Here is a 20,980-nt window from a genome sequence, read left to right as displayed (position 1 = left end):
CACGCGGCGCATCAGGAGGGTGAGCATGAAAACGACATTTAAGAGCGCAGCCAAGCGCCTCGGCCTCGCCGTCGGCCTCGCGGCGGCCGCCGCGGCGCCGGCCTGGGCCTGGGAGCCGACCAAGGCCGTCACGCTGATCATCCCCGCCGGCACCGGCGGCGGCGCGGACCAGATGGCCCGCTTCATCCAGGGCGTGATCCAGAAGCACGAGCTGCTGTCGAAGCCCGTCATCGTCGTCAACAAGGGCGGCGGCGCGGGCGCCGAAGGCTTCCTCGAGATGAAGGCGAGCGCGAGCGATCCGCACAAGATCATCATCACGCTCTCGAACCTGTTCACCACCCCGCTCGGCACCGGCACGCCCTTCAACTGGAAGGAGATGAAGCCGGTCCGGATGATGGCGCTCGATCAGTTCATCCTCTGGGTGAACGCCGAGAAGCCCTACAAGACCGCCAAGGAGTACGTCGACGCGGTGAAGGAGGCGCCCGACCGCCAGTTCAAGATGGGCGGCACAGGCTCCAAGCAGGAAGACCAGATCATCACCACCGCGATCGAGCACGAGACCGGGGGCAAGAAGTTCACCTACGTGCCCTACGACGGCGGCGGCAAGGTCGCGGTCCAGCTCGTCGGCGGCCACGTCGACTCCTCGGTCAACAACCCGATCGAGGCGGTGGCGCAGTGGCGCGGCGGGCAGCTCCGCCCGCTCTGCATCTTCGACACCAAGCGCTCGACCTACACGCAGAAGGTGACCGAGACGCAGTCGTGGGCCGACATCCCGACCTGCGAGGAAAGCGGGCTGCCGACGCACTACCAGATGCTGCGCGGCATCTTCACCACCAAGAACGCGACCCCCGAGCAGGTCGCCTTCTACTCCGACCTCCTCAAGAAGGTGATGGAGACTCCGGACTGGAAGGAGTTCATGGAGAAGGGCGCCTTCAACCAGACGACCATGACCGGCGCCGACTTCGAAGCCTGGTTGACGGACGCCGAAGCCAAGCATCGCACGCTGATGCAGGGCGCGGGCTTCCTGGCAGCCAGCGCGCAGTAACCCCGACGACGCGGGCGAGGAACCACGCGCATGAGCGCCATCAATCCGGACCAGATCCACGACGTCGAGGCCGAAAAGCCTCTCGTCAGCATGCGCGTCGCGGACATCGGCGTCGCGCTGCTGTTCCTCGCCGCGAGCGGGATCGTGATCGCCGACAGCATCCGCCTCGGCTTCGAGTGGCGGGAGAACGAAGGGCCGGCCCCGGGATACTTCCCGTTCTACGTGGCCGTGGTCATGGCCCTCGCGAGCGTCGTGAACCTAATCCGCGCTCTGCCCGCCTCCCAAGACGGCGCGACGCCGATGACCAGCGTGCAGGGCTTCGGCCGCATGTCGGCGATCTTCGTCCCCGCGGTCGTCTACGTCGCGGCGATCGCCTTCATCGGCATCTACGTGTCGTCGGCGCTCTATATCGCGGCGTTCATGCTGTTCGTCGGCAAGTTCCCGCTGTGGAAGGCGATCGCGGTCGCCGGCGGCGTCTCGATCGTCAGCTTCCTGATGTTCGAGGTGTGGTTCCTGGTGCCGCTGCCGAAGGGTCCGCTCGAGGCCGCCTTCGGCTTCTAGAACCTCGCTCCATTCGACGCCCAAACGGGCCGGTCGCGACAGACGTCGCGGCCGGCCCGTTTTTCTGTTAGGGTGACCTCAGCACGCCGCATCTGTGCCCGGCGCACCACGCCTGCGTGCTCAAGATCCCACGGTTGCGCCAATTGCAATTGTCATTTGCCCGCGCGCCACTTATGTCAGGCGCGCTTCTATCAAACCCATCGGAAGGTCAGCGTCACACATGCTGAAAGACGACAGCTTCGAGTCCCGTCGCAACGCATCGCTCGAGGCCAAGAAGGATTTGCTCGCCCGTTTCCGCACCGCCGCCGAAGATCCGGCCGCGAAGAAGCGGATGGCCGAGCGCGCGGCGATCGCCGCCGCCCGCGAGGCCCGTGAGCGGGCCAAGGAAGAAGAGCGCCGTCGCGTGATGGAGGCGAAGCTCGCGGAGGAGCGCCGAATCGCCGAGATGATCGAAGCGAAGCGTCGCGCCAAGGAGGAGGCCGCCGAGGCCGCCCGCCTCGCCGAGGAAGAGAAGCGCGTCGCCGCCGAGGCCGCGAAGAAGGCCGCCGAGGCCAACAAGAAGATCACCGCGACGACCCTCGCCGCCCGCGCTCTCGCAGCTGACATCATGCGGATGAGCGGCGGAGCTGATTCGGCCTATCCCGCGCGCAAGGCGCGTCGGGCGGGCTGACGACACAAGAAAACCCGCCTGGCTGACAGACGGGTTTTCCCTTCGATCTAAGCGAAGCCCGGTCGCCTTGACGGCGGCCGGGCTTCTTGCGTTCAGCGATCAGGCCGCGGCGCGGTTGACGCCGCCGGTCGCAAGCGCCGTGAGCTTGGTGTCGGCCGACTTCTCCTCGCGGAGGGTCTGCTCCAGCACGGCGGCGCAATCGGCCCGCCCAAGCTGCTTCGCCCAGGCGACGAGCGTGCCATAGCGGGTGATCTCATAATGCTCGACGGCCTGCGCCGAGGCGATGATCGCCGCGTCGAGAACCTGCTTGTCCTCCACGTCGCCGGCCACTTCGTTGGCCTCCTCGATGATGCCGTTGATCGCGGGGCACTTCGTGGTCTTGATCTCGGCGCCGTGCATCTCGAACACCTGCTCGAGCCGCTGCACGTGCGTCTCGGTCTCGGCGAGATGGCTCTGCAGTCCCTGCTTCAGCGACGGGTTCGTCGCTTTGTCGATCATCTTCGGCAGGGCCGACAAGATCTGCTTCTCGGCGTAATACACGTCCTGGAGCTGATGCACGAAAAGGTCGTCCATCGTCTTAATGTCTTTTGAAAAAAGACCCATAGCTTGCCTCCTGACAGTCGTTTCGTTTCGTCGCGCCGCTGATGTCTTCGCGGCGCCGTCGAGGAATCAACATCTCAGGCGGCGGGTCGTTCCGGGCTGCGCACATGAATTTGTCGACCGTTCGCTTGCGCGAGGCCCTACCGGCGACGCAATGACGGGGTCAGCATCGTCGCGAACGGCCGTGGGGGTCGTTCGAAACTCAAGAGGATCGCCCATGCGCGCCTGCGCCGTCGCCCTTCTCGCGCTCTCGCTTCTTCCAAACGCCGCCTTCGCGCAGGAGACGCGCGAGCCGCCGGCCGTCAGCGTCACGGGCGAAGGCGTGGTCGCGGCGACGCCGGACCGAGCGGCCGTGACGAGCGGCGTCGTGACCCGGGCCCAGACGGCCGGCGCGGCGCTCGCCGCAAACGCGACGGCCATGACCAAGGTCTTCGCGGCGCTGAAGGCCGCCAGGATCGAGGACCGCGACGTCGCGACCTCGGCGCTCGGCCTCCAGCCGCAGTACGACTACGCCGACGGCCGCTCGCCGAAGCTCGTGGCCTATGAGGCCCGCAACGCCGTCACGGTCCGGGTGCGCGAGCTCGACCGACTGGGCGCGCTGCTCGACCAACTGGTGCAGGCCGGCTCCAACCAGCTCGAGAGCCTCGTCTTCGAGGTGTCGGACGCCGACAAGCGGCTGGACGAGGCCCGCAAGGCCGCGATCGCCGACGCCCGCCGCAAGGCCGAGCTCTATGCCGAGGCGGCGGGCGCGAAGCTCGGCGAGGTGCTCTCGATCGCGGAGAGCGGCGGCGCCGAGCCTCCCGTCCGGCCCCAGGCCATGCGCGCGAAGGCGATGGACGCCGCGCCCGCCCCGACTCCGGTCGCCGCGGGCGAGCAGGAGCTACGCGTCGAGGTTCAGGCGCGGTGGTCGATCGTGCGGTGAGTCGCCTGTGACGATGCGTTAACGCCGACTCGTTAGGATATTTTCCCGAGTAGAGACGCGTGAGCGCCGCGGAGTCGGCGCCGCGCCGGGACGGTTTGGGGGAACGCAGATGACCTTCGGTTTTGGCCGCTCGGCGAAAGCCGCCGTCGCCGTGGAGCGCGCGCCGGAGAGCGCCGCGATCGTCGACCACACCACGCTGATCGCCGCGCTCGACGCGCTGAAGCGCGGCGCCCCGGTCGCGCAGTGGCCAGCAGGCGACGTGGGCGCGGCCCTGAAGGCCTTCGCCGAAGAACTGGAGCGCCGCCAGCGCGCCGACCTGGACTCCGTCGTCGGCTTCGCCGCGAACGCCGCCGCCACGGGAACGGGCGTCGGCTGGGTGACGCACGACGTGCGCCAGGTCGCCGAGAGCACCTCGGCGATCGCGAGCGCCGTCGAGGAGCTCGCCAACTCGATCTCGGAACTGTCCGCCACCAGCCGCACCGGCGCGGACGACGCCGTCTCCGCCCAGGCGGAGACCGCGTCCTGCGTCGACGAGATGCGGCACGCCGCGGAATCGATGGACGCGATCCGCGAGCGCGTCGCCGCCATCGCGGCCCGCATCGGCGTGCTCGAGGACGCCGTCCGCCAGATCGCCGACATGGCCGGGATGATCGAGGCGATCTCCAGCCAGACCAACCTGCTCGCCCTGAACGCCACCATCGAGGCGGCGCGCGCCGGCGAGGCCGGCCGCGGCTTCGCCGTGGTCGCGAACGAGGTCAAGTCGCTGTCCGGCCAGACCGCGAAGGCGACGGAGCAAATCCGCGGCCGCATCGCGACGCTGACCGAAGAAACCAACGCCATCAAGGCGGCGACGGCGGAGAGCGCGCAGGTCGTCGCGTCCGGCGAGACCATCATCCGCACGACCGGCGCAAAGGTCGGCTCCGTCGGCGAGCAGGTGACCCTGATTTCGAACAACCTCAACGCGCTCGCCGAGGTGCTCGGCCAGCAGCGCGCCGCCACCAACGAAATCTCGGAGAACGTCACGCGCATCGCCGAGACCGCCCGCAAGACCCGCGGCGAAATCGACGCCGCGCTCGGCAAGCTGGTGCTGGCCGAAGAGGCCGCCATGGCCGGCGTCGAGGCCGGCGCGGCCAAGGGCGTCGAGAACTACGCCCTCGCCCGCCTGCCCGCGGACGCCGGCGTCGCTCACCGCAAGCTCGCGGCCGCCCTCGTCGGGCTCTCCGGCCCGACCTTCGACGCCGATGGCTTCGGCGCCCGCCTCGACGGCGCGGCCTCCGACGAGGTCATCCGTCTGCGCGACAGCTTCCGCCGCGACGCGACGCGCATGATGACGGCCGTGAAGGCGCAGGACTGGACCGCCGCGACCGCGAGCTTCGAAGCCTGCGAGGCCGGCCTGAAGCAGCTGGAAAAGCTCAGCGCGCAGCGCTGAGCAGCGTCGGCTTCCTCAGGGAGGTTTCGCGGCGGCGGGCCGCCGACCGGAAGGTCTGAGCTAGGGTTGGTCTTTCTTCGCCCACTCCTTGAACTGACAGAACAGAATGAGCCTCGTCTCGCTCTGCTTGCGCAGATCGGCCATCACCTCGTCGAAGGTGCGGCTCGTCCGCGTCGAGGTGATGAGAAGCGGATCGATCACGGAGAAGCTGCCGCGGGCCACCCAGGTCAGGAGGCAGGCGCCTGTCACCCACCATGCCGGCAAGTAACCGAACCTCGCGATCGCCCGCGGAACCGCTCCCTTCATCGCTTCCATGATCGGATGGCCTTTGGTCGTCGCGATGATCGAGTTGGTGAAGAAGAACGCGCCTCGACCTAAGTCCCTCATCGTCTTTCCGGGAAGCAGCATCGCCCCCTGCATGGACAGCACATCGTGCATCGCAACGCCGATGTCGTAGGGGATGATGTCGGAGTCCACGTACATCCCCCCTTCCGCGGCGAGGATGTGGATGCGGGCGATATCGACGGCGGCGGCGTAGAGGCGGTGGGACGCGTAATACTTATAGTCCGCGTCTTCCTTCAAGCCGAGGCCTGCGAGATCTCCATCCCTCCAAAGCTTGTAAGCATAGCCGTACTTCTCCGCGTATTCTCGCCAGAATCTGTTTGATCGCTCAGGTGGGGGACGGTGGCCGATCCAAACCTGATGGATGGTCTTAGGGATGGGCTGCCTGCCATGAGCGGCGCTTCTCCGAAGAAACTCGATGTCCTTTGCTTCAGGAAGCGGGTCGACCGTCCTAAAATCGGGTACGGCCGTCAGCACCATCGCACGGAACTGAAACGTTTCGATGTTCCATGGACGCGCCCAGGACCTCCAGCCCGCGCCGCTCACCGCCGCGTCCGCAGGTTCGATCGGATCGGCCTCGTCTTGATCTTGATCTTGATCTTGATCTTGATCTTGAGGCGCCGAGCGATGGCTTGAAGCCCGGCTTCGCATCCACTTCATGCGAATCTTATGCTCTTCGGGCAACAGACCGGCCCGCGTCCGTCGATCGTCTCCAGAGTTGCAGGCTCTCATCAAGGCCGAGACGCGCTTGACGTCATGTTTCCGGTCAATGAAAATGAGCTGCATCAGCAGCTTCTTAAGGACGGAGAAAGTCTTCGGACCGCTGTTCGTCTGATCGAGCCTCGTCGCCATCGCAGCGCGCGCAAACAACTGGATCGTCTCGGTCCGGCCTTCCTTGAGCGCCGCATGTCCCAGGTTGACCAGCTTTTCAACGGGCAAGGCCTTCGCCAGTTGAGCCTCCGCCAGCGTCCAAAGCGCTTCGCTGCCGAGAGCCGCCAGCCGAGAGGCGATCGCATCCCCGACGCCCCCTTTATCTCGGGATACCGCAAAGCTGGTACAGAGCGCTGCGATCTCGCCCGCCTCGTTCTGAAGTCGGGCCGCCAAGCCTTCCACGGCTTGGCCGACAACAGGAAATGAGCCGCTTCGCGCTTTCACGGTCAGCATCGTGAGGGCTTGATCAACATCCCCCGACTCGAGCGCTCTGCTCAGCAACGTTTCGAACGGGTCCGCCGATCCTTCGGTTGAGGCCGCCGCTTCAACGGCCTCGGTCAGACGGTCTATAGACCTTTCCGCAAACATACGTTCGAGCGCCAGCTGAAAGTCAGAGACGTCGAGTAACTCACCTATCGGTGCTGCACCATGCTCCTGATCGCTTGGCAATTACATCCCCCAATGACCGCAACACCGGGCTAAAAACCCAGACCGCCTGAAGTTCTGGCGGTCTGGTTGGAGAATGTCTACGATTCAGTCATCGCTGAGCGGCCGGCCCACTTTCGGCATCGCGCCACATGGCCGGGGACCGTCCTTCTATTTCTCGAATGCGGCTGTCAGCTTGAGGTCGACTTCGTCGGAGACCACGGGCACGAAGGCGCCAAGGCCGAACTCGCTGCGCTTCAGCTTGGCGGTGGCGGAGAATCCAACCGTTTCGGCCTTCGACATCGGGTTCGCGCCCGCCCCGTGGAACGTGGCGTCGAGCGTCACCGGCTTGGTCACGCCGTGGAGGGTCAGGTCGCCGGTGATCTTCGCGGTGTCGCCCGAGGCTTCGACCTTGGTGGAGACGAAGGTCGCCTTCGGGAACTTGGCGGCGTCGAACAGCTCGGCGGTCTTGAGGTGGGCTGCGAACTTCTCGGAGGTGACGGTCAGCCCGCTGATCGGAAACTCGATCGAGAGCTTCGCGTCGCCGGGCGCCTTCGGGTCCAGCGTCAGGCTGCCGCTCGGCTGACCGAAGGCCCCATAAAGCGTGGAGAAGCCCATGTGGTCCACGGACCAGACCACCTGGGTGTGGTTCGGATCGACCTTGTAGGTCCCTGCCGCGACGCGCGTGGCGTCCTTCACGCCGGGCGTCTCCTGCGCGAACGAGGCCACGGGCGCTGCCGCGAGCAGGGCGGCGGCGAGAACGAACGACAGAGGCTTCATGGGCGGCGATCCTCGCGCAGGGATGGAAGACCTGATCCATGACGGACCGCGGCGGCGGCGTGAAGGCGCGCCGGCTCAAAGACGCGTGTGCGAAAACGCCCGTTCAGCGCCGCTCGCGGCTGTGGCGGACGCGGAGAATGGTGATGATCTCGCGGTCCGCGTCGATGCTGTAGTCGATGAGATAGACCGCGGAGCCGAAGGGCGCGACAAGCCAGCGGATTCCGGAAGGGGAAATGCGTGGGCCGCGGTCGGCGAACTCGCTGAGGGTCGTCGCCGCTGTCTTGGTTAGATTGACGGCGCGCAGCGCGGACGCTCGATCGCTGCTTTCGAGAAATGTCGCAAGGCGTTGGACGTCACGACCAGCGGCTTGAGAAAGAACGACCTTCAAAAGCGTTTGGGCTCAGGAAGCGGCGTAGGTCGCCCTACGGTCTGGTCACGTAACCAATCGATAATCTCGTCCACTTCGTAGCCCAGACGCGTGCTCCGCCATTCCGCCGCGCGCGCGTCGAGGTCCGCAAGGTCCGCCGGATCGAGTTCGGCCACCTCGAGGGACGCCAGATCGAGGACGTGGGCGTCCAGCGAGACGCCCCGCTCCGCCGCGCGCCTTTTCAAGCGCGTCGGCCACGTCTTCGTCGATTTCAATCGTGCGGCGCCGGCCTTCCATGCGAGCAAAGGTAATCCCGTTTCAACGTCCCAGGAAGAGAGCGACCGCAGAACCGGTCGCGCGCAATTGGCGTCGCCGGAAGTGTGCGGCTCCCTCGAGCGCCTCGACGAGGCTTGGCCTAAAACGACGAACGGCGGGCCAAAGCCCGCCGTTCGATCGATCTCTGTCCTGCGAACGCCGCCGTCTCAGTTGTCGAGGAAGCTCCGCAGCTTCCGGCTCCGGCTGGGGTGCTTCAGCTTGCGCAGCGCCTTGGCCTCGATCTGGCGGATGCGCTCGCGGGTCACCGAGAACTGCTGGCCGACCTCTTCCAGCGTGTGGTCGGTGTTCATGCCGATGCCGAAGCGCATGCGCAGCACGCGCTCCTCGCGGGGCGTGAGCGAAGCCAGGACGCGCGTGGTGGTCTCGCGCAGGTTGCTCTGGATCGCCGCGTCGATCGGCAGGATCGCGTTCTTGTCCTCGATGAAGTCGCCGAGGTGGCTGTCCTCCTCGTCGCCGATCGGGGTCTCGAGCGAGATCGGCTCCTTGGCGATCTTCAGGACCTTGCGGACCTTTTCGAGCGGCATGGCGAGCTTCTCGGCCAGCTCCTCCGGGGTCGGCTCGCGGCCGATCTCGTGCAGCATCTGGCGGCTCGTGCGGACGATCTTGTTGATCGTCTCGATCATGTGCACGGGGATGCGGATGGTGCGCGCCTGATCCGCGATCGAGCGGGTGATCGCCTGCCGGATCCACCACGTGGCGTAGGTCGAGAACTTGTAGCCGCGGCGGTACTCGAACTTGTCCACCGCCTTCATCAGGCCGATGTTGCCCTCCTGGATCAGGTCCAGGAACTGCAGGCCGCGGTTGGTGTACTTCTTGGCGATCGAGATCACGAGACGCAGGTTCGCCTCGACCATCTCCTTCTTGGCCTGCCGGGCCTCGCGCTCGCCCTTCTGCACCATCTGGACGATGCGGCGGAACTCCTGGATCTCCAGGCCGGTCTCGGTCGCGAGGTTATGGATGTCGCCGCGGATGTCCTTGACGAGGTCCTTCTCGGCCGCGACGAAGCCCTTCCAGCCGCGCGTGCCGAGCATGGCGACGCGACGGATCCAGTTCGGGTCGAGCTCGTAGCCCTGGTACTGCTTCAGGAAGTCGATGCGGTCGACGCCGAACGACTCCGCAAGCCGCATCAGCCGGCCCTCGAGCGCGACCAGCCGCTTGTTGATGTCGTAGAGCTGCTCCACCAGCGCGTCGATGCGGTGCTGGTTGAGCGAAAGCGACTTCACGTTCAGGACGATGTCGTCCTTGAGCTTCTTGTACTTGCGGTCCTGCGCCGGCGAGAGCGTGCGGTTCTGCAGCCGGTTCTCGACGTTCTGGTCCTGCAGGCGACGCAGCTTCTTGTAGTCGTCGGCGACGGCGTCGAAAGTCTCAAGCACGCGGGGCTTAAGCTCAGCCTCCATGGCGGAGAGCGAGACGTTGTTCTCCATGTCGTCGTCTTCGAGGTCGCCTTCCGGCGGCGTCTCGGCTTCGGCGGCCTCGGTCTCTTCGCCCTCGGCGGGCGCAGCGGCGCCGTTCTTGGCGTCGGGGCCGGCGTAGGTCGCCTCGAGGTCAATGACCTCGCGCAGCAGAATTTTGCCCTCGTTGAGCTCGTCGCGCCAGATGATGATCGCCTGGAACGTCAGCGGGCTCTCGCACAGCCCGGCGATCATCGCCTCGCGGCCGGCCTCGATGCGCTTCGCGATCGCGATCTCGCCCTCGCGCGACAGCAGCTCGACCGAGCCCATCTCGCGCAGGTACATGCGGACGGGGTCGTCGGTGCGGTCGGTGGGCTCGGTCTTCTGGACGACGGCGACCGGCGCGGAGCGCGCGGTCTCGACCAGATCGCCGCCCTCGGGCTCGTCGTCGTCGGCGGCGGCGGTCGCTCCCTCCTCGCGCTCGCCGCTTTCGGCCTCCTCGGACTCGACCACATTGATGCCCATCTCGTTGAGCATCGCGTAGATGTCTTCGATCTGGTCGGATGTGTTCTGTTCGGAGGGGAGAACCTCGTTCAGCTCGTCGTAGGTCACATAGCCGCGCTTCTTCGCGGCTTTGATCATGCGGCGTACGGCCTGATCGCTGAGATCCAGCAGGGGACCGGCCTCGGTCTCCGGAGCTGCGGTCTCGGCTTCGTCCTTCGCCTGCAATTTGGTAGCCATATGTTCCAGTCTCCGAGCCGGCGCGTCCGCCGGCCACGCGATCGATGTCGTCCCGCATCGGCCGCCGTCAACCCGGCGGCCGCCGCGAATCGCACGTCACTAAGCTTAAGCCAACCCGCTTTACGCCCAGTTTACCAACACGAGCCCCAAGCACGTAGGGCTGTCACCGCACCTGAAACCCTTACGTCCTCTGGGGACGCGCTACATCGATCGAACCGTGCGCCCGGATGCGCCGCCGAAGTTTTCGATCGAAGCCTCGGAACCCTCCGCCGCGGACAGCTGCCTTTGAATTTCGACGATCCGACGGAAGTTGTCGTCCGTGAAATCACGGCCAAAGTCCTGCTCAGCCGAGCGAAGTTCCCTATGTAACGCGCGCACCTTGATATGCAAGGCCGCAGCGTGCCGCCATGCGGTCTCGGCGTCGCGCGGGTCCGCATCCGGGCCGACCCACCAGTTGCTGGAAAGCAGCGCGGCGTCGGCCCGCGCCAGCAGCGCGCCGCCGTCCGTCACGCTCAAGGCGTCGCGCATGGCCTCGCGCGTGGTGGCGCCATGGGCGTAGGCGTCGAGGGCTGCGCGCCGCAGCCGGTCGAGGTCGCGGGTCGACAGGTCGAGCTCCGCAAAGGGTTCGGCGAGGTCGCCCAGCATCTGCGGGTGGTTGACGACCGCGAGCACCAGCGCGACCTCCCGCCCCGGCAGACGCCCGGCGCCGGGCCCGACGAGGGGGCTCTGCCGCAGCGTGGCGGAGGCGGTGATCGGAAGGGCGTCGAACGGCGCGCCAGGCCGACGGCCAGCGCCTCGGCCGCCGCCGCGCGCGTTCGGGATGAACCGGCCGGCGCCCGCGCCCCGGTTTCCGCCGTTGCGGCGCGCGTCGCCGCCGGCCCGGCCGAAGCCGGCCAGACGGCCCTCGATCGCGGTCTGGTAATGCCGGCGCACCGTCTCGTCGCGGATCGCGGCGAGCGCCGCCTTGAGGCGCGTCTCGAAGGCGGCGGCGCGCTCCGGCGTGTCGGTGGGGCTCGCCTCGAGCTCCTTCGACCACAGCACCTCGACCAGCGGCGCCGCGCGGCCAAGGACCGCCTCGACCGCCTCGCGGCCTTCCGCGCGCACCAGATCGTCCGGGTCCTGCCCCTCGGGGAGGAAGGCGAAGCGGAGCGAGCGGCCGGGCGCCAGCAGCGGCAGCGCCGTCTCGATCGCGCGGAAGCCGGCGCGGCGGCCGGCCTTGTCGCCGTCGAAGCAGAGGATCGGCTCGGGCGCCATCTTCCAGAGCAGCTCCATCTGCTCCGCGGTGAGCGCCGTGCCGAGCGGCGCGACCACATGGGCGATGCCCGCCGCCGCCAGCGCGATGACGTCGACATAGCCCTCGACGGCGACCACCGTTCCCGCGGGATGGGCGGCGGCGCGGGCGCGGTGATGGTTGAAGAGGGTCGCGCCCTTGTGGAACAGCGGCGTCTCGGGCGAATTCAGGTACTTCGCGGGGGCGTCCGACTGCATGGCGCGGCCGCCGAAGGCGATCACCCGGCCGCGGCCGTCCTGGATCGGGAAGATGATGCGGTCGCGAAACCGGTCGAAGGGCTCCGGCACGTCGTCGCCCGAGACCAGCAGCCCGGCCTCGACCATGTCGCCGATCGGCACGCCCGCCTTGCGCAGGTGGCTCTTGAGCGCCGAGCGGTCGTTGGGCGCGTAGCCCATGCGGAACGCGGCCTGGGTCGCGGGGCTAAGGCCCCGGCCGCCGAGATAGCCGCGCGCTGCCGCTCCGGCGCGGCCCTGCAGCTCGCCCTCAAAGAACCTCGCCGCCATCTCCATGATCTCGACGAGGCCTGCGCGCGCCTGCTGGCGCTGCTGCTCCTCCGGCGTCTCCTTCGGCATTGGCACGCCGGCGATTTCCGCCACGCGCTCCACCGCCTCCGGGAACGAGACGCCCTCGGTCTCCATAAGGAACTTGAACACGTCGCCGTGCTTGCCGGACGAGAAGCAGTGGTAGAAGCCCTTCTGGTCGTTGACGAAGAAGGACGGCGTCTTCTCGGCGTTGAACGGCGACAGGCCTGCGTACTCCCGCCCCTGCCGCTTCAGCTTCACGCTGCGGCCGACGACCTCGGACACGGGGATCCGGTCGCGAAGATCGTCGAGGAAATTGGGGGTGAAGCGCATGGGCGCGAGCGACTCAGGGGGCGGAGGCCGGTTTCGGGAGCGATCGATCTTTATATAGGCGCGCGGACCGTCGCGCGCGCGCCGGATCGGCCCGCCCCCGTTAATCACAGGGCGCGGCTCCGCCCCTGTCCCCGCTCGCGCCCTCCCCCATAACTCCCTGACCAAGAACGATCGCTCCGCCACGCTTGCGGACGGAGCGCGGACAGGGAGGACGTTCATGACCGACAGCCCGACCCTCGGCCGCCGCGAGGTTCTCGCCGGCGGCGCGGCGCTCGCCGCAGGCGCCGCCTTCGCGCCGCTGGCGCAGGCGCGCGACTTCCGGCCCGGCGCCGAGCCCCTGCGCTATCCCGACCCCGACGTCGTCGCGCTCGACCCCCGCTTCAAGAAGTACAAGCTCGGCAACGCCGCGATCGAGCGCATCCACACCGGCCTGCGCTGGGCGGAGGGACCCGCCTGGAACGCCGTCGGCCGGTACCTGCTCTGGAGCGACATCCCGAACGACGAGCAGCTGCGCTACACGGAGGAGGACGGCCACGTCTCGCGCCGGTTCCGCGCCCCGTCGGGCAACTCCAACGGCAACACTTTCGATTACCAGGGCCGGCAGGTCTCGTGCCGTCACGGACATCGCGACGTGGTCCGCTACGAGCACGACGGCCGCATGACGGTGCTGGCCGCGGGCGTCGACGGCGGGGCGTTCAACGCGCCGAACGACGTGGTCGTGCACCCGCTCGACGGCTCGATCTGGTTCACCGACCCGGGATACGGCGCGCTGATGGAGTACGAGGGCCATCGCCTACTGGAGAGCGCCTCGAGCCCGCAGCCGCTTCGAAAGGAGGCGGTCTACCGCATCGACGGCCAGACCGGAGCTGTGGCCAAGGTCGCCGACGACCCGGTGAAGCCCAACGGCCTCTGCTTCAGCGCCGACTACGCCAAGCTCTATGTCGCCGACACCGGGGTCTCGCACTATCCCGACGCCAAGAGCCAGATCTGGGTCTACGACGTCGACGGCGCGGCGTTGAAGGCCCCGAGGACCTTCGCGGGCATGGAGATGGACGGCCGCACCGGCTTCGCGGACGGCGTCCGCTGCGACGAGGACGGCAACGTGTGGGCCGGCGCGGGCTGGGCGGGCGAAGGCTACGACGGCGTCCACGTCTTCGCCCCGGACGGCGCGCGCATCGGCCTGATCAAGCTGCCGGAGATCTGCGCCAACCTGTGCTTCGGCGGCCAGAAGCGGAACCGCCTGTTCATGGCGGCCAGCCAGTCGATCTACGCGCTGTATGTCGAAACCCGCGGCGCGCACATCACGTGAGAGGCGCGCGGGCCGTGGGGACGCCGCGCGCCTCCCGTGTCACGCGAACCCGACGAAGCCCTTCTGAACCTGCTCGACCTTGCGGCTCCGGCGCAGGAACACGCCGATTCCCTCGCGCCCGCCTTCCGCGTTGGAGTTGCCCTCGATCGTCGTCAGCCGGCCGTTGGCGTTGTCGACGACGATGCCGGTGTGGCCCGCGCCTCCGCCGAAATCCATGTAGAAGATCATGCCGGGGGCGACCAGCGACGGGTTCCTCCGCGCCGCCGCGGCAGTCACGACGGTGGCCCCAGGAACCGACTGCGCGAGATCCCAGCCGCGCAGCACGCCGGCCGTCTTCGGCACGGGCGCGCCGCGGCCGAGGTCGGACGCCGCCTCCTTGAAGCACCAGTAGACGAAGGCCATGCACCACGGCAGCCCGAGGCTGCCGGGACTCGTGGCGGTCATGTAGAGGTCGACCTTCGGCCCGCGGTTCGAACCCAGCGGCGCCTCGCGGACGCCGATCTCGCCTTCCGCGATCTCGATCGCCCTGCGCCCGAGCGCGGAGGTCGCGGCCGGGACGAACGCGCTCGACGCGGGCGCGGCGGGGCCTCCGAACAACGCCGCCCAGGTTTCGGGGCCGACGACGCCGTCGATCTCCAGAGGCTCGCCGCCCCGGCCCACGGACCGCGCCTGAAACATCTTCACCGCGCTTTCCGTGGCCGGGCCTAAATCCTGGTCGAAGCCCTTCGGGTCGCACCCCAGAGCGGCGAGCCTGCGCTGCACGAGTTCGACCTCGGGGCCGTTGGACTCCGGCGCGAGGTAGCGGCCGGGATAGGGCGGCGGGGCCGTCTGGCCCAACGGGGCGGCGTCGTCCTCGGCCAGGGCGGGTGTGGGCTTGACCGCCTCGTCCGGCTTGGGCGCGCCGAAGCCCGGCAGCGCGATCTCGCCGACCTCGGCGAGGTGGATCAGCAGCGCGAAGGCGCCGACCTGCGCGCTGACGAGATCGGGATCGAAGACGCCGTCCGCGGCGTACTTCCCGCGGGTGTAGATCGTCGTCCCGCTCCAGAGATACGGGGTCTTCACCTGCGGGTGATGGCGACGGTAGCCGAGGCCGTTGTACCCCTCGAGGACGCAGCCGATCCCCGCCACGCTCCAGTCCGTCCAGGCCGCGAGACCCTCGCCGGTCAGCGCGTCGATCGCGCTTGCGAACCAGTCGAACGGCGGCGAGCCGGCCGTGGGCCGCCCCTCCGGCACATGGACCGTGCGAGCCGTCAGCGGATCTCCGTTGTGGAGATGGCGTGTCATTGACTGTGACGACTCCAGGTTGTGAATCGCGGCGACGACGAACCACGGCACGCCCGTCGCCTGTTCGACCGTCATGTAGGCGGTGCGATGCGCCGGGCTGAGGGCCCGTCGCGCGACCGCCTTGATGGCCGCCAGCCACTCCGGCCGGATGGCCGCCTGAGAGAACAGAAGATCGTACTGAGCCCGAAGCTCCTTCGTAACCGCGCCCGCCATCGCAATCCCCCTCTGGTAGAGGAATGAGATTGACACAACTTATACGTTCGTAAAGCGCATTGCTGCGCGCGTGGGTTGGCGCCTTCCGCCCTGTGGGAATTGACATGCCCGGCCGCCCCCTCTAGAGAACCGCCACGTCGCGCGGGGCCGAAAGCTCCGCGCTTACGTTTATGCGCACCCGTGGTCCGGCGTTTCGCGACGACCGGGCCTGTCGGCTTTCCATAAGGACAGCAGCAGGAGGGCGCGTTCCTCAACCTCTCGAAGGAGGACGCGATGTCGAAGCGACACGCCTCGAAGTACAAAATCGATCGCCGCATGGGCGAGAACATCTGGGGTCGTCCGAAATCCCCGGTGAACCGCCGCGAGTACGGCCCGGGCCAGCATGGCCAGCGCCGCAAGGGCAAGCTCTCCGACTTCGGCGTGCAGCTGCGCGCCAAGCAGAAGCTCAAGGGCTACTACGGCTCGATCTCCGAGAAGCAGTTCCGCCGCGTCTACGCGGAAGCGACCCGCCTCAAGGGCGACACCTCCGCGAACCTGATCGGCCTGCTCGAGCGCCGTCTCGACGCGGTGGTCTATCGCGCGAAGTTCGTGCCGACCGTGTTCGCCGCCCGCCAGTTCGTGAACCACGGCCACGTCACTGTGAACGGCCGCCGCGTCAACATTCCGTCCTACCTCGTGAAGGTCGGCGACGTAATCGAGGTCAAGCAGGCGTCCAAGCAGCTCGCGATCGTGCTCGAGGCCGCGGCCTCCGGCGAGCGCGACGTGCCGGACTTCCTTGAGGTCGACCACGACAAGATGGTCGCCAAGTACATCCGCATCCCGGCCCTGACCGAGGTGCCCTACCCGGTCCACATGGAGCCGAACCTGGTCGTCGAGTTCTACTCGCGCTGATCAGGTCCCTCCGGGATCGTTTGGAATGCGAAAGGCCGCCCTTCGGGGCGGCCTTTTGCGTTGCGCTGGAAGGACAAACGCGATGCATCGCTTCGTGATCGCAGCAGCGACAACTTTGTTGTTGTCAGGGTGCAGCGCGCTGCTGCGCGTGGACTTCATCAGGCCGTCCACCGGCGCGATGACGTCCTGCGGAGCAACCCATGGATGGGGATGGGCGGCGACGCGTCAGGCTTGGCGGCGGATCGACACCTGCATCTGGCAGGCGCGAAAGGACGGTTATGTCGTCGCTCCGTCCACGCCTGCCGACATTCGCGCGGAGGCAGAAAGAGCAGGTCGCTGAGCGAATGCCGCCGGCCGCGCCTATCGCTTTTCGCCGATTCCTATCCACAAAATTTCGTCGATTCGGGCCGGGTCCGAATCGACACTCTCATCACCGACGAAGCGTGCGAACTCTAAGTGTCCGTCCTCGAACACGTCGATCTCAAGCCGCCCACCCACCAGCGTTACGGACACAAGAACGGTGTCGTCGCGGTGGCGATCGAGTCTGAAGGGGAAACTACCCTCCTCAAGACGCCGCAGAAGGCGATAGAGCGGATGGGGGTCGATGTTCCTCATGTCCTCACGCCACCGCCGGCGCGTTCCCCAGCCGCACCACCACGATTTCCGGCGGAACCCCAAACCGCACGGGCAGGCCGCTCATGCCGATGCCGCCGGAGATAATCATGTGGCGCCCCTCCTCCACCACGTGGCCGTAGCGGAAGCGGCCGCGGTAGTCGCGTGGGATGAAGGGGTTCGGCATCCCCGGCACGTAGATCTGGCCGCCGTGGGTGTGGCCGGCGAGCGTGAGCGACACGCGCGCGGGCATCTCGTCGAAGATGTCCGGCTCGTGCGCCAGCATCACCACCGGGTCCTTGGTGCGGATCTGCGACAGCGTCGCCGGCAGGTCGTCCTCGCCCATGCGGCGCCGGCGGTCGAACAGGTGGGCGAGCTGGTCGCCGAGGCCGCCGAGCCAGAACCGCCGGCCGCGGTGCTCGATCAGCTCGGCCTCGTTCTCCATGATGCGGATGCGCGCGCCGTCGAGCGCGCCGCGGATCGTGTCGGCGTTGTGCCACCAGTCGTGGTTGCCGAGGATGGTGTAGAGGCCGAGCGGGGCCGACAGGTCGGCGTAGGCCGCAGCCCACTCGTTCGGGGGCACGCGGGCGGCGACGAAGCGGTAGGTCGCCTCGTGGTCGCCCAGATGCACGATGAGGTCGGGCTTCAGCGCGTTGACCGTCTCGACGATGCGCTTCACCCGCGACATCGGCACGAAGGGCTCGCAGACGTGGACGTCGGCGATGACCGCGATCGAAAGCGGCAGGTCCTCGGGCCAGCCCGGCGGCTTCAGACGGTACTCGGTGACGTTGAGCATCAGGCCGGGTTCGACCAGCCCGGCGTAGGCGCCGCCCGAGGCCGCGACGAGGAAGCCGGCGCCGGCGGAGGCGAGCAGCGCGCGGCGAGTGATCAGCGGCATAGGCGGCCCAAGGCTCGAGCGACGACGCGAGATGCGGCGCCGCCGACATCTGCCGCCGGATCGCGGCGGCGTCGAGGCGCGCCGCGATCAAAAGCTCAAGAGACTTAAAACGGCGTTCGGGATCGCCGTGAAACGTCATGCCCGGCCACGCCGGGCATGACGACGAGGGTGGCTCGAGCGCCTTACGCCGGCTGCTTCAGCGCGACGCCGGCGTCCTTCAGGTGGGTCTGAAGCTCGCCCGCCTGGAACATCTCGCGGACGATGTCGCAGCCGCCGATGAACTCGCCCTTGACGTAGAGCTGGGGGATCGTCGGCCAGCTGGAGAACTCCTTGATGCCCTGGCGCATCTCGTCGCTCTGCAGCACGTTCACGCCCTGATAGGGCACGCCCAGATAGTCGAGGATCTGGACGACCTGGCCGGAGAACCCGCACTGCGGAAACTGCGGCGTGCCCTTGAGGAAGAGCACGACGTCGTTGTCGGCGATCGCCTTCGCGATGTCATCCTTGGCGCTCATGATGTCTTTCGCCTTTTCGAATGTGAAAACGGGTCAGGCCTGCGGCGGGGCGCTGGTCTGCAGCGCGAGCGCGTGCAGCGCGCCGCCCATCTGCCCTTTCAGCGCCTGATACACGATCTGGTGCTGCTGGACGCGGCTCTTGCCGCGGAAGGATTCGGAAACGACGACTGCCGCGTAGTGATCGCCGTCGCCGGCGAGGTCGCGGATGGTCACCGTCGCGTCTGGCAGGGCGTCGCGGATCAGCTCTTCGATCTCGCGGGCGTCCATCGGCATCGGCGTCTGTCTCCGTCAGGCGTCGGGCGCGGCGTCCGCCGCCGTGCCCGCCATGAAGCGCGGGAACCAGCCTTCGTGGGCCTCGCGCAGTTCGTTCAGAAGGATGGGGGCTTCGCGGCCCGGAATCAATCGGTCGCCGCCCGTCAGGCCGATCCGCGTCGCCGTGACGCCGGCTTCGCTCGCCGCGGAAATGACGAGACCCGCCTTGGATTCGTCGACCGTCACCACGTAGCGGGCCTGATCCTCGCCGAAGAACCAGGCGTGGGGCGCCGCATTCGCCGGGGCGTCGTCGAGCGACGCGCCGATGCGGCCCGCGAGCGCCATCTCGGCGACGCTGAGCAGCAGTCCGCCGTCGGACACGTCGTGGACGGCGGTCGCGGCCCCGCTCAGGATCAAGCTGCGCACGAAGTCGCCGTTGCGAAGCTCCGCCGCGAGGTCGACCGGAGGCGGCGCCCCCTTCTCGAACCCCGCGACGAGCCAGAGCCAGCACGAGCGGCCGAGCCAGCCGATGCCGTCGCCGATCAACAGGATGGCCTCGCCCTCGCGCTTGAAGGCGATGGTCGCGCTCTTGGAGACGTCGTCCAGCACGCCGACCGCGCCGATGGTCGGCGTCGGCAGGATCGCGCGGCCTTGGGTCTCGTTGTAGAGCGAGACGTTGCCGGACACGACGGGGAAGTCGAGCGCCCGGCAGGCTTCGCCGATGCCCTTAATGCAGCCCACGAGCTGGCCCATGATCTCGGGCTTCTCGGGGTTGCCGAAGTTCAGATTGTCGGTGACGGCGAGCGGGCGCGCGCCGACGGACGTCAGGTTGCGCCAGGCCTCCGCCACCGCCTGCTTGCCGCCCTCGAACGGGTCGGCCTCGCAGTAGCGCGGCGTCACGTCGGCGGTCATCGCGAGGCCCTTGGGGCCGCCGTTGACGCGGATCACCGCCGAGTCGCCGCCGGGCTTCTGCACGGTGTCGCCGAGGATGATGTGGTCGTACTGCTCCCACACCCAGCGGCGGGACGAGAGCTCGGCCGAGCCGATCAGCGTCAGCAGCGCGTCGCGGGTCCCGACCTTGGCGTCGACGTTGGCGGCGGAAACGGCCTGCGCCTTCGGCGTTTCGACCCACGGGCGGTCGTACTCCGGCGCCTCGTCGCCGAGCTCCTTGATCGGCAGGTCGGCCTTCAGCTCGCCGTTGAGGTAGACCTTGAAGCGCAGGTCGTCGGTGGTGTGGCCGACCACCGCGAAGTCGAGCCCCCACTTCACGAAGATCGCGCGGGCCACGTCCTCCTTCTCGGGGTGCAGCACCATGAGCATGCGCTCCTGGCTCTCCGAGAGCATCATCTCGTAGGCCGTCATGCCCTCTTCGCGCACCGGCACGTTCTCGAGATCGAGCCTTATGCCGAGGTCGCCCTTCGCGCCCATCTCGACCGCCGAGCAGGTGAGGCCCGCGGCGCCCATGTCCTGGATCGCGACGACGGAGCCGGAGGCCATCAGCTCGAGGCAGGCCTCCAGCAGCAGCTTCTCGGCGAAGGGGTCGCCCACCTGAACGGTCGGGCGCTTCTCCTCCGACCCGGCGTCGAACTCGGCGGAGGCCATGGTCGCGCCGTGGATGCCGTCGCGGCCGGTCTTGGAGCCGAGATAGACCACGGGCAGGCCGACGCCGCTCGCCTTGGCGTAGAAGATCGCGTCCGCCTTCGCGAGGCCGACCGCCATGGCGTTGACCAGGATGTTGCCGTCGTAGCGGGTGTGGAAGCCCACGAGGCCGCCGACCGTCGGCACGCCGAAGGAGTTGCCGTAGCCGCCGACGCCGGCGACGACGCCCGACACGAGATGGCGCGTGCGGGGATGCTCCGGCGCGCCGAAGCGCAGCGCGTTCAGCGCCGCGACGGGGCGCGCGCCCATGGTGAAGACGTCCCGGAGGATGCCGCCGACGCCGGTCGCAGCCCCCTGGTAGGGCTCGATGAAGGACGGGTGGTTGTGGCTCTCCATCTTGAAGACGACCGCGTCGCCGTCGCCGATGTCGACCACGCCGGCGTTCTCGCCGGGGCCCTGGATGACGTGGGGGCCGGAGATCGGCAGCGTCTTCAGCCAGAGCTTCGACGACTTGTACGAGCAGTGCTCGTTCCACATCGCCGAGAAGATCCCGAGCTCCGTGAAGCTGGGCTCGCGGCCGATGAGGGACAGGATGCGCTCGTACTCGTCGGGCTTGAGGCCGTGGGCGGCGACAAGGTCGGGCGTGATGGCGGGCTCGTGTGCGGTCATCGATCTCGCGGGCGCGGACGTTTCGGAGGAGGCCGGGCCTTGCTACGCCAATG

The 20,980-nt window shown here is 68.0% G+C and carries 21 protein-coding genes; 8 read left to right on the top strand and 13 right to left on the bottom strand.

The window, feature by feature from the left end:
* Positions 1-25 precede the first annotated feature (25 nt).
* From K244_RS0101010 to K244_RS24060, 3 genes are all read left to right on the top strand, one after another.
* Positions 26-1,045 (top strand): tripartite tricarboxylate transporter substrate-binding protein, encoded by a 1,020-nt coding sequence (locus K244_RS0101010; protein WP_020184375.1) that lies wholly within the window; start codon positions 26-28, stop codon positions 1,043-1,045.
* 30 nt (positions 1,046-1,075) lie between these two features.
* Positions 1,076-1,606 (top strand): tripartite tricarboxylate transporter TctB family protein, encoded by a 531-nt coding sequence (locus K244_RS0101005; protein ID WP_020184374.1) that lies wholly within the window; start codon positions 1,076-1,078, stop codon positions 1,604-1,606.
* Between the two features lie 94 nt (positions 1,607-1,700).
* On the top strand, positions 1,701-2,276 hold the full coding sequence (locus K244_RS24060) for a DUF6481 family protein (RefSeq protein WP_245259720.1): 576 nt from the start codon (positions 1,701-1,703) through the stop codon (positions 2,274-2,276).
* A gap of 99 nt (positions 2,277-2,375) precedes the next feature.
* Here the strand turns inward: K244_RS24060 and K244_RS0100995 are convergent, their stop codons facing one another.
* Complete coding sequence (locus tag K244_RS0100995) at positions 2,376-2,879, bottom strand: ferritin-like domain-containing protein (RefSeq protein ID WP_024816240.1); 504 nt, start codon at positions 2,877-2,879, stop codon at positions 2,376-2,378.
* A 214-nt stretch (positions 2,880-3,093) separates the two neighbouring features.
* On the opposite strand from K244_RS0100995, the gene K244_RS0100990 reads away from it, so the two are divergent.
* Positions 3,094-3,798, top strand: coding sequence for an SIMPL domain-containing protein (locus K244_RS0100990; RefSeq protein WP_020184371.1), 705 nt, complete (start codon positions 3,094-3,096; stop codon positions 3,796-3,798).
* Positions 3,799-3,907: 109 nt separating this feature from the next.
* Positions 3,908-5,227, top strand: coding sequence for a methyl-accepting chemotaxis protein (locus tag K244_RS0100985; RefSeq protein ID WP_020184370.1), 1,320 nt, complete (start codon positions 3,908-3,910; stop codon positions 5,225-5,227).
* Positions 5,228-5,287: 60 nt separating this feature from the next.
* Here the strand turns inward: K244_RS0100985 and K244_RS0100980 are convergent, their stop codons facing one another.
* The 6 genes from K244_RS0100980 to dnaG all read right to left on the bottom strand — a co-directional run bounded on the left by K244_RS0100980 (position 5,288) and on the right by dnaG (position 12,685).
* Entirely contained in the window at positions 5,288-6,949 is a 1,662-nt protein-coding gene (locus tag K244_RS0100980) for a glycosyltransferase (RefSeq protein ID WP_155931486.1), read from the bottom strand.
* A gap of 147 nt (positions 6,950-7,096) precedes the next feature.
* Positions 7,097-7,705 (bottom strand): YceI family protein, encoded by a 609-nt coding sequence (locus K244_RS0100975; protein WP_020184368.1) that lies wholly within the window; start codon positions 7,703-7,705, stop codon positions 7,097-7,099.
* Positions 7,706-7,808: 103 nt separating this feature from the next.
* Positions 7,809-8,093 carry a type II toxin-antitoxin system RelE/ParE family toxin gene (locus tag K244_RS0100970; RefSeq protein ID WP_020184367.1) on the bottom strand — a complete coding sequence of 95 codons (285 nt, stop codon included), beginning with the start codon at positions 8,091-8,093 and terminating at the stop codon, positions 7,809-7,811.
* Entirely contained in the window at positions 8,090-8,377 is a 288-nt protein-coding gene (locus tag K244_RS0100965) for a hypothetical protein (RefSeq protein WP_155931484.1), read from the bottom strand. Before K244_RS0100965 ends, K244_RS0100970 begins: the two co-directional genes overlap by 4 nt.
* A 177-nt stretch (positions 8,378-8,554) precedes the next feature.
* Positions 8,555-10,540: an RNA polymerase sigma factor RpoD gene (rpoD, locus tag K244_RS0100960; protein WP_020184365.1), complete on the bottom strand. Its 1,986-nt coding sequence runs from the start codon at positions 10,538-10,540 to the stop codon at positions 8,555-8,557.
* A 201-nt stretch (positions 10,541-10,741) separates the two neighbouring features.
* Positions 10,742-12,685, bottom strand: a complete 1,944-nt coding sequence (gene dnaG, locus K244_RS0100955; protein ID WP_020184364.1) for a DNA primase — start codon at positions 12,683-12,685, stop codon at positions 10,742-10,744.
* Positions 12,686-12,902: 217 nt separating this feature from the next.
* On the opposite strand from dnaG, the gene K244_RS0100950 reads away from it, so the two are divergent.
* A complete protein-coding gene (locus tag K244_RS0100950) occupies positions 12,903-13,994 on the top strand; it encodes an SMP-30/gluconolactonase/LRE family protein (RefSeq protein ID WP_020184363.1) in 1,092 nt (363 codons plus the stop codon).
* Positions 13,995-14,033: 39 nt separating this feature from the next.
* On the opposite strand, the gene K244_RS23820 is transcribed toward K244_RS0100950, so the two are convergent.
* Positions 14,034-15,491 (bottom strand): peptidoglycan-binding protein, encoded by a 1,458-nt coding sequence (locus K244_RS23820; protein ID WP_020184362.1) that lies wholly within the window; start codon positions 15,489-15,491, stop codon positions 14,034-14,036.
* A gap of 273 nt (positions 15,492-15,764) precedes the next feature.
* Between K244_RS23820 and rpsD the strand changes: the two genes are divergently transcribed.
* A complete protein-coding gene (gene rpsD, locus K244_RS0100940) occupies positions 15,765-16,382 on the top strand; it encodes a 30S ribosomal protein S4 (RefSeq protein WP_020184361.1) in 618 nt (205 codons plus the stop codon).
* Positions 16,383-16,464: 82 nt separating this feature from the next.
* On the top strand, positions 16,465-16,722 hold the full coding sequence (locus K244_RS23315; protein ID WP_155931482.1) for a hypothetical protein: 258 nt from the start codon (positions 16,465-16,467) through the stop codon (positions 16,720-16,722).
* Positions 16,723-16,742: 20 nt separating this feature from the next.
* On the opposite strand, the gene K244_RS0100935 is transcribed toward K244_RS23315, so the two are convergent.
* The 5 genes from K244_RS0100935 to purL form a co-directional block, all read right to left on the bottom strand.
* Entirely contained in the window at positions 16,743-16,997 is a 255-nt protein-coding gene (locus tag K244_RS0100935; RefSeq protein ID WP_020184360.1) for a hypothetical protein, read from the bottom strand.
* Positions 16,998-17,001: 4 nt separating this feature from the next.
* Positions 17,002-17,892, bottom strand: a complete 891-nt coding sequence (locus tag K244_RS0100930; RefSeq protein WP_020184359.1) for a metallophosphoesterase — start codon at positions 17,890-17,892, stop codon at positions 17,002-17,004.
* A gap of 182 nt (positions 17,893-18,074) precedes the next feature.
* Positions 18,075-18,407 (bottom strand): Grx4 family monothiol glutaredoxin, encoded by a 333-nt coding sequence (gene grxD / locus K244_RS0100925; RefSeq protein WP_020184358.1) that lies wholly within the window; start codon positions 18,405-18,407, stop codon positions 18,075-18,077.
* 33 nt (positions 18,408-18,440) lie between these two features.
* Complete coding sequence (locus tag K244_RS0100920; RefSeq protein ID WP_020184357.1) at positions 18,441-18,680, bottom strand: BolA family transcriptional regulator; 240 nt, start codon at positions 18,678-18,680, stop codon at positions 18,441-18,443.
* A gap of 15 nt (positions 18,681-18,695) precedes the next feature.
* On the bottom strand, positions 18,696-20,927 hold the full coding sequence (gene purL, locus K244_RS0100915; protein WP_020184356.1) for a phosphoribosylformylglycinamidine synthase subunit PurL: 2,232 nt from the start codon (positions 20,925-20,927) through the stop codon (positions 18,696-18,698).
* Between the last annotated feature and the right edge of the window lie 53 nt (positions 20,928-20,980).

This window comes from Methylopila sp. 73B (assembly GCF_000526315.1).
Taxonomy (GTDB): Bacteria; Pseudomonadota; Alphaproteobacteria; order Rhizobiales; family Methylopilaceae; genus Methylopila.
Note: the sequence above shows the minus strand (reverse complement) of the source record. Positions and strands in the feature narration are given on the sequence as shown.

Bases quoted from the DNA above. Each gene is read 5' to 3' on its own strand.
- dnaG (WP_020184364.1), bottom strand. From the start codon at position 12,685: ATGCGCTTCACCCCCAATTTCCTCGACGATCTTCGCGACCGGATCCCC.
- K244_RS23820 (WP_020184362.1), bottom strand. From the start codon at position 15,491: ATGGCGGGCGCGGTTACGAAGGAGCTTCGGGCTCAGTACGATCTTCTG.
- K244_RS0101010 (WP_020184375.1), top strand. From the start codon at position 26: ATGAAAACGACATTTAAGAGCGCAGCCAAGCGCCTCGGCCTCGCCGTC.
- rpsD (WP_020184361.1), top strand. From the start codon at position 15,765: ATGTCGAAGCGACACGCCTCGAAGTACAAAATCGATCGCCGCATGGGC.
- grxD (WP_020184358.1), bottom strand. From the start codon at position 18,407: ATGAGCGCCAAGGATGACATCGCGAAGGCGATCGCCGACAACGACGTC.
- K244_RS0100935 (WP_020184360.1), bottom strand. From the start codon at position 16,997: ATGAGGAACATCGACCCCCATCCGCTCTATCGCCTTCTGCGGCGTCTT.
- K244_RS0100990 (WP_020184371.1), top strand. From the start codon at position 3,094: ATGCGCGCCTGCGCCGTCGCCCTTCTCGCGCTCTCGCTTCTTCCAAAC.
- K244_RS0100950 (WP_020184363.1), top strand. From the start codon at position 12,903: ATGACCGACAGCCCGACCCTCGGCCGCCGCGAGGTTCTCGCCGGCGGC.
- purL (WP_020184356.1), bottom strand. From the start codon at position 20,927: ATGACCGCACACGAGCCCGCCATCACGCCCGACCTTGTCGCCGCCCAC.
- K244_RS0101005 (WP_020184374.1), top strand. From the start codon at position 1,076: ATGAGCGCCATCAATCCGGACCAGATCCACGACGTCGAGGCCGAAAAG.
- K244_RS0100975 (WP_020184368.1), bottom strand. From the start codon at position 7,705: ATGAAGCCTCTGTCGTTCGTTCTCGCCGCCGCCCTGCTCGCGGCAGCG.
- K244_RS23315 (WP_155931482.1), top strand. From the start codon at position 16,465: ATGCATCGCTTCGTGATCGCAGCAGCGACAACTTTGTTGTTGTCAGGG.
- K244_RS0100995 (WP_024816240.1), bottom strand. From the start codon at position 2,879: ATGGGTCTTTTTTCAAAAGACATTAAGACGATGGACGACCTTTTCGTG.
- K244_RS0100985 (WP_020184370.1), top strand. From the start codon at position 3,908: ATGACCTTCGGTTTTGGCCGCTCGGCGAAAGCCGCCGTCGCCGTGGAG.
- K244_RS0100930 (WP_020184359.1), bottom strand. From the start codon at position 17,892: ATGCCGCTGATCACTCGCCGCGCGCTGCTCGCCTCCGCCGGCGCCGGC.
- rpoD (WP_020184365.1), bottom strand. From the start codon at position 10,540: ATGGCTACCAAATTGCAGGCGAAGGACGAAGCCGAGACCGCAGCTCCG.
- K244_RS0100920 (WP_020184357.1), bottom strand. From the start codon at position 18,680: ATGCCGATGGACGCCCGCGAGATCGAAGAGCTGATCCGCGACGCCCTG.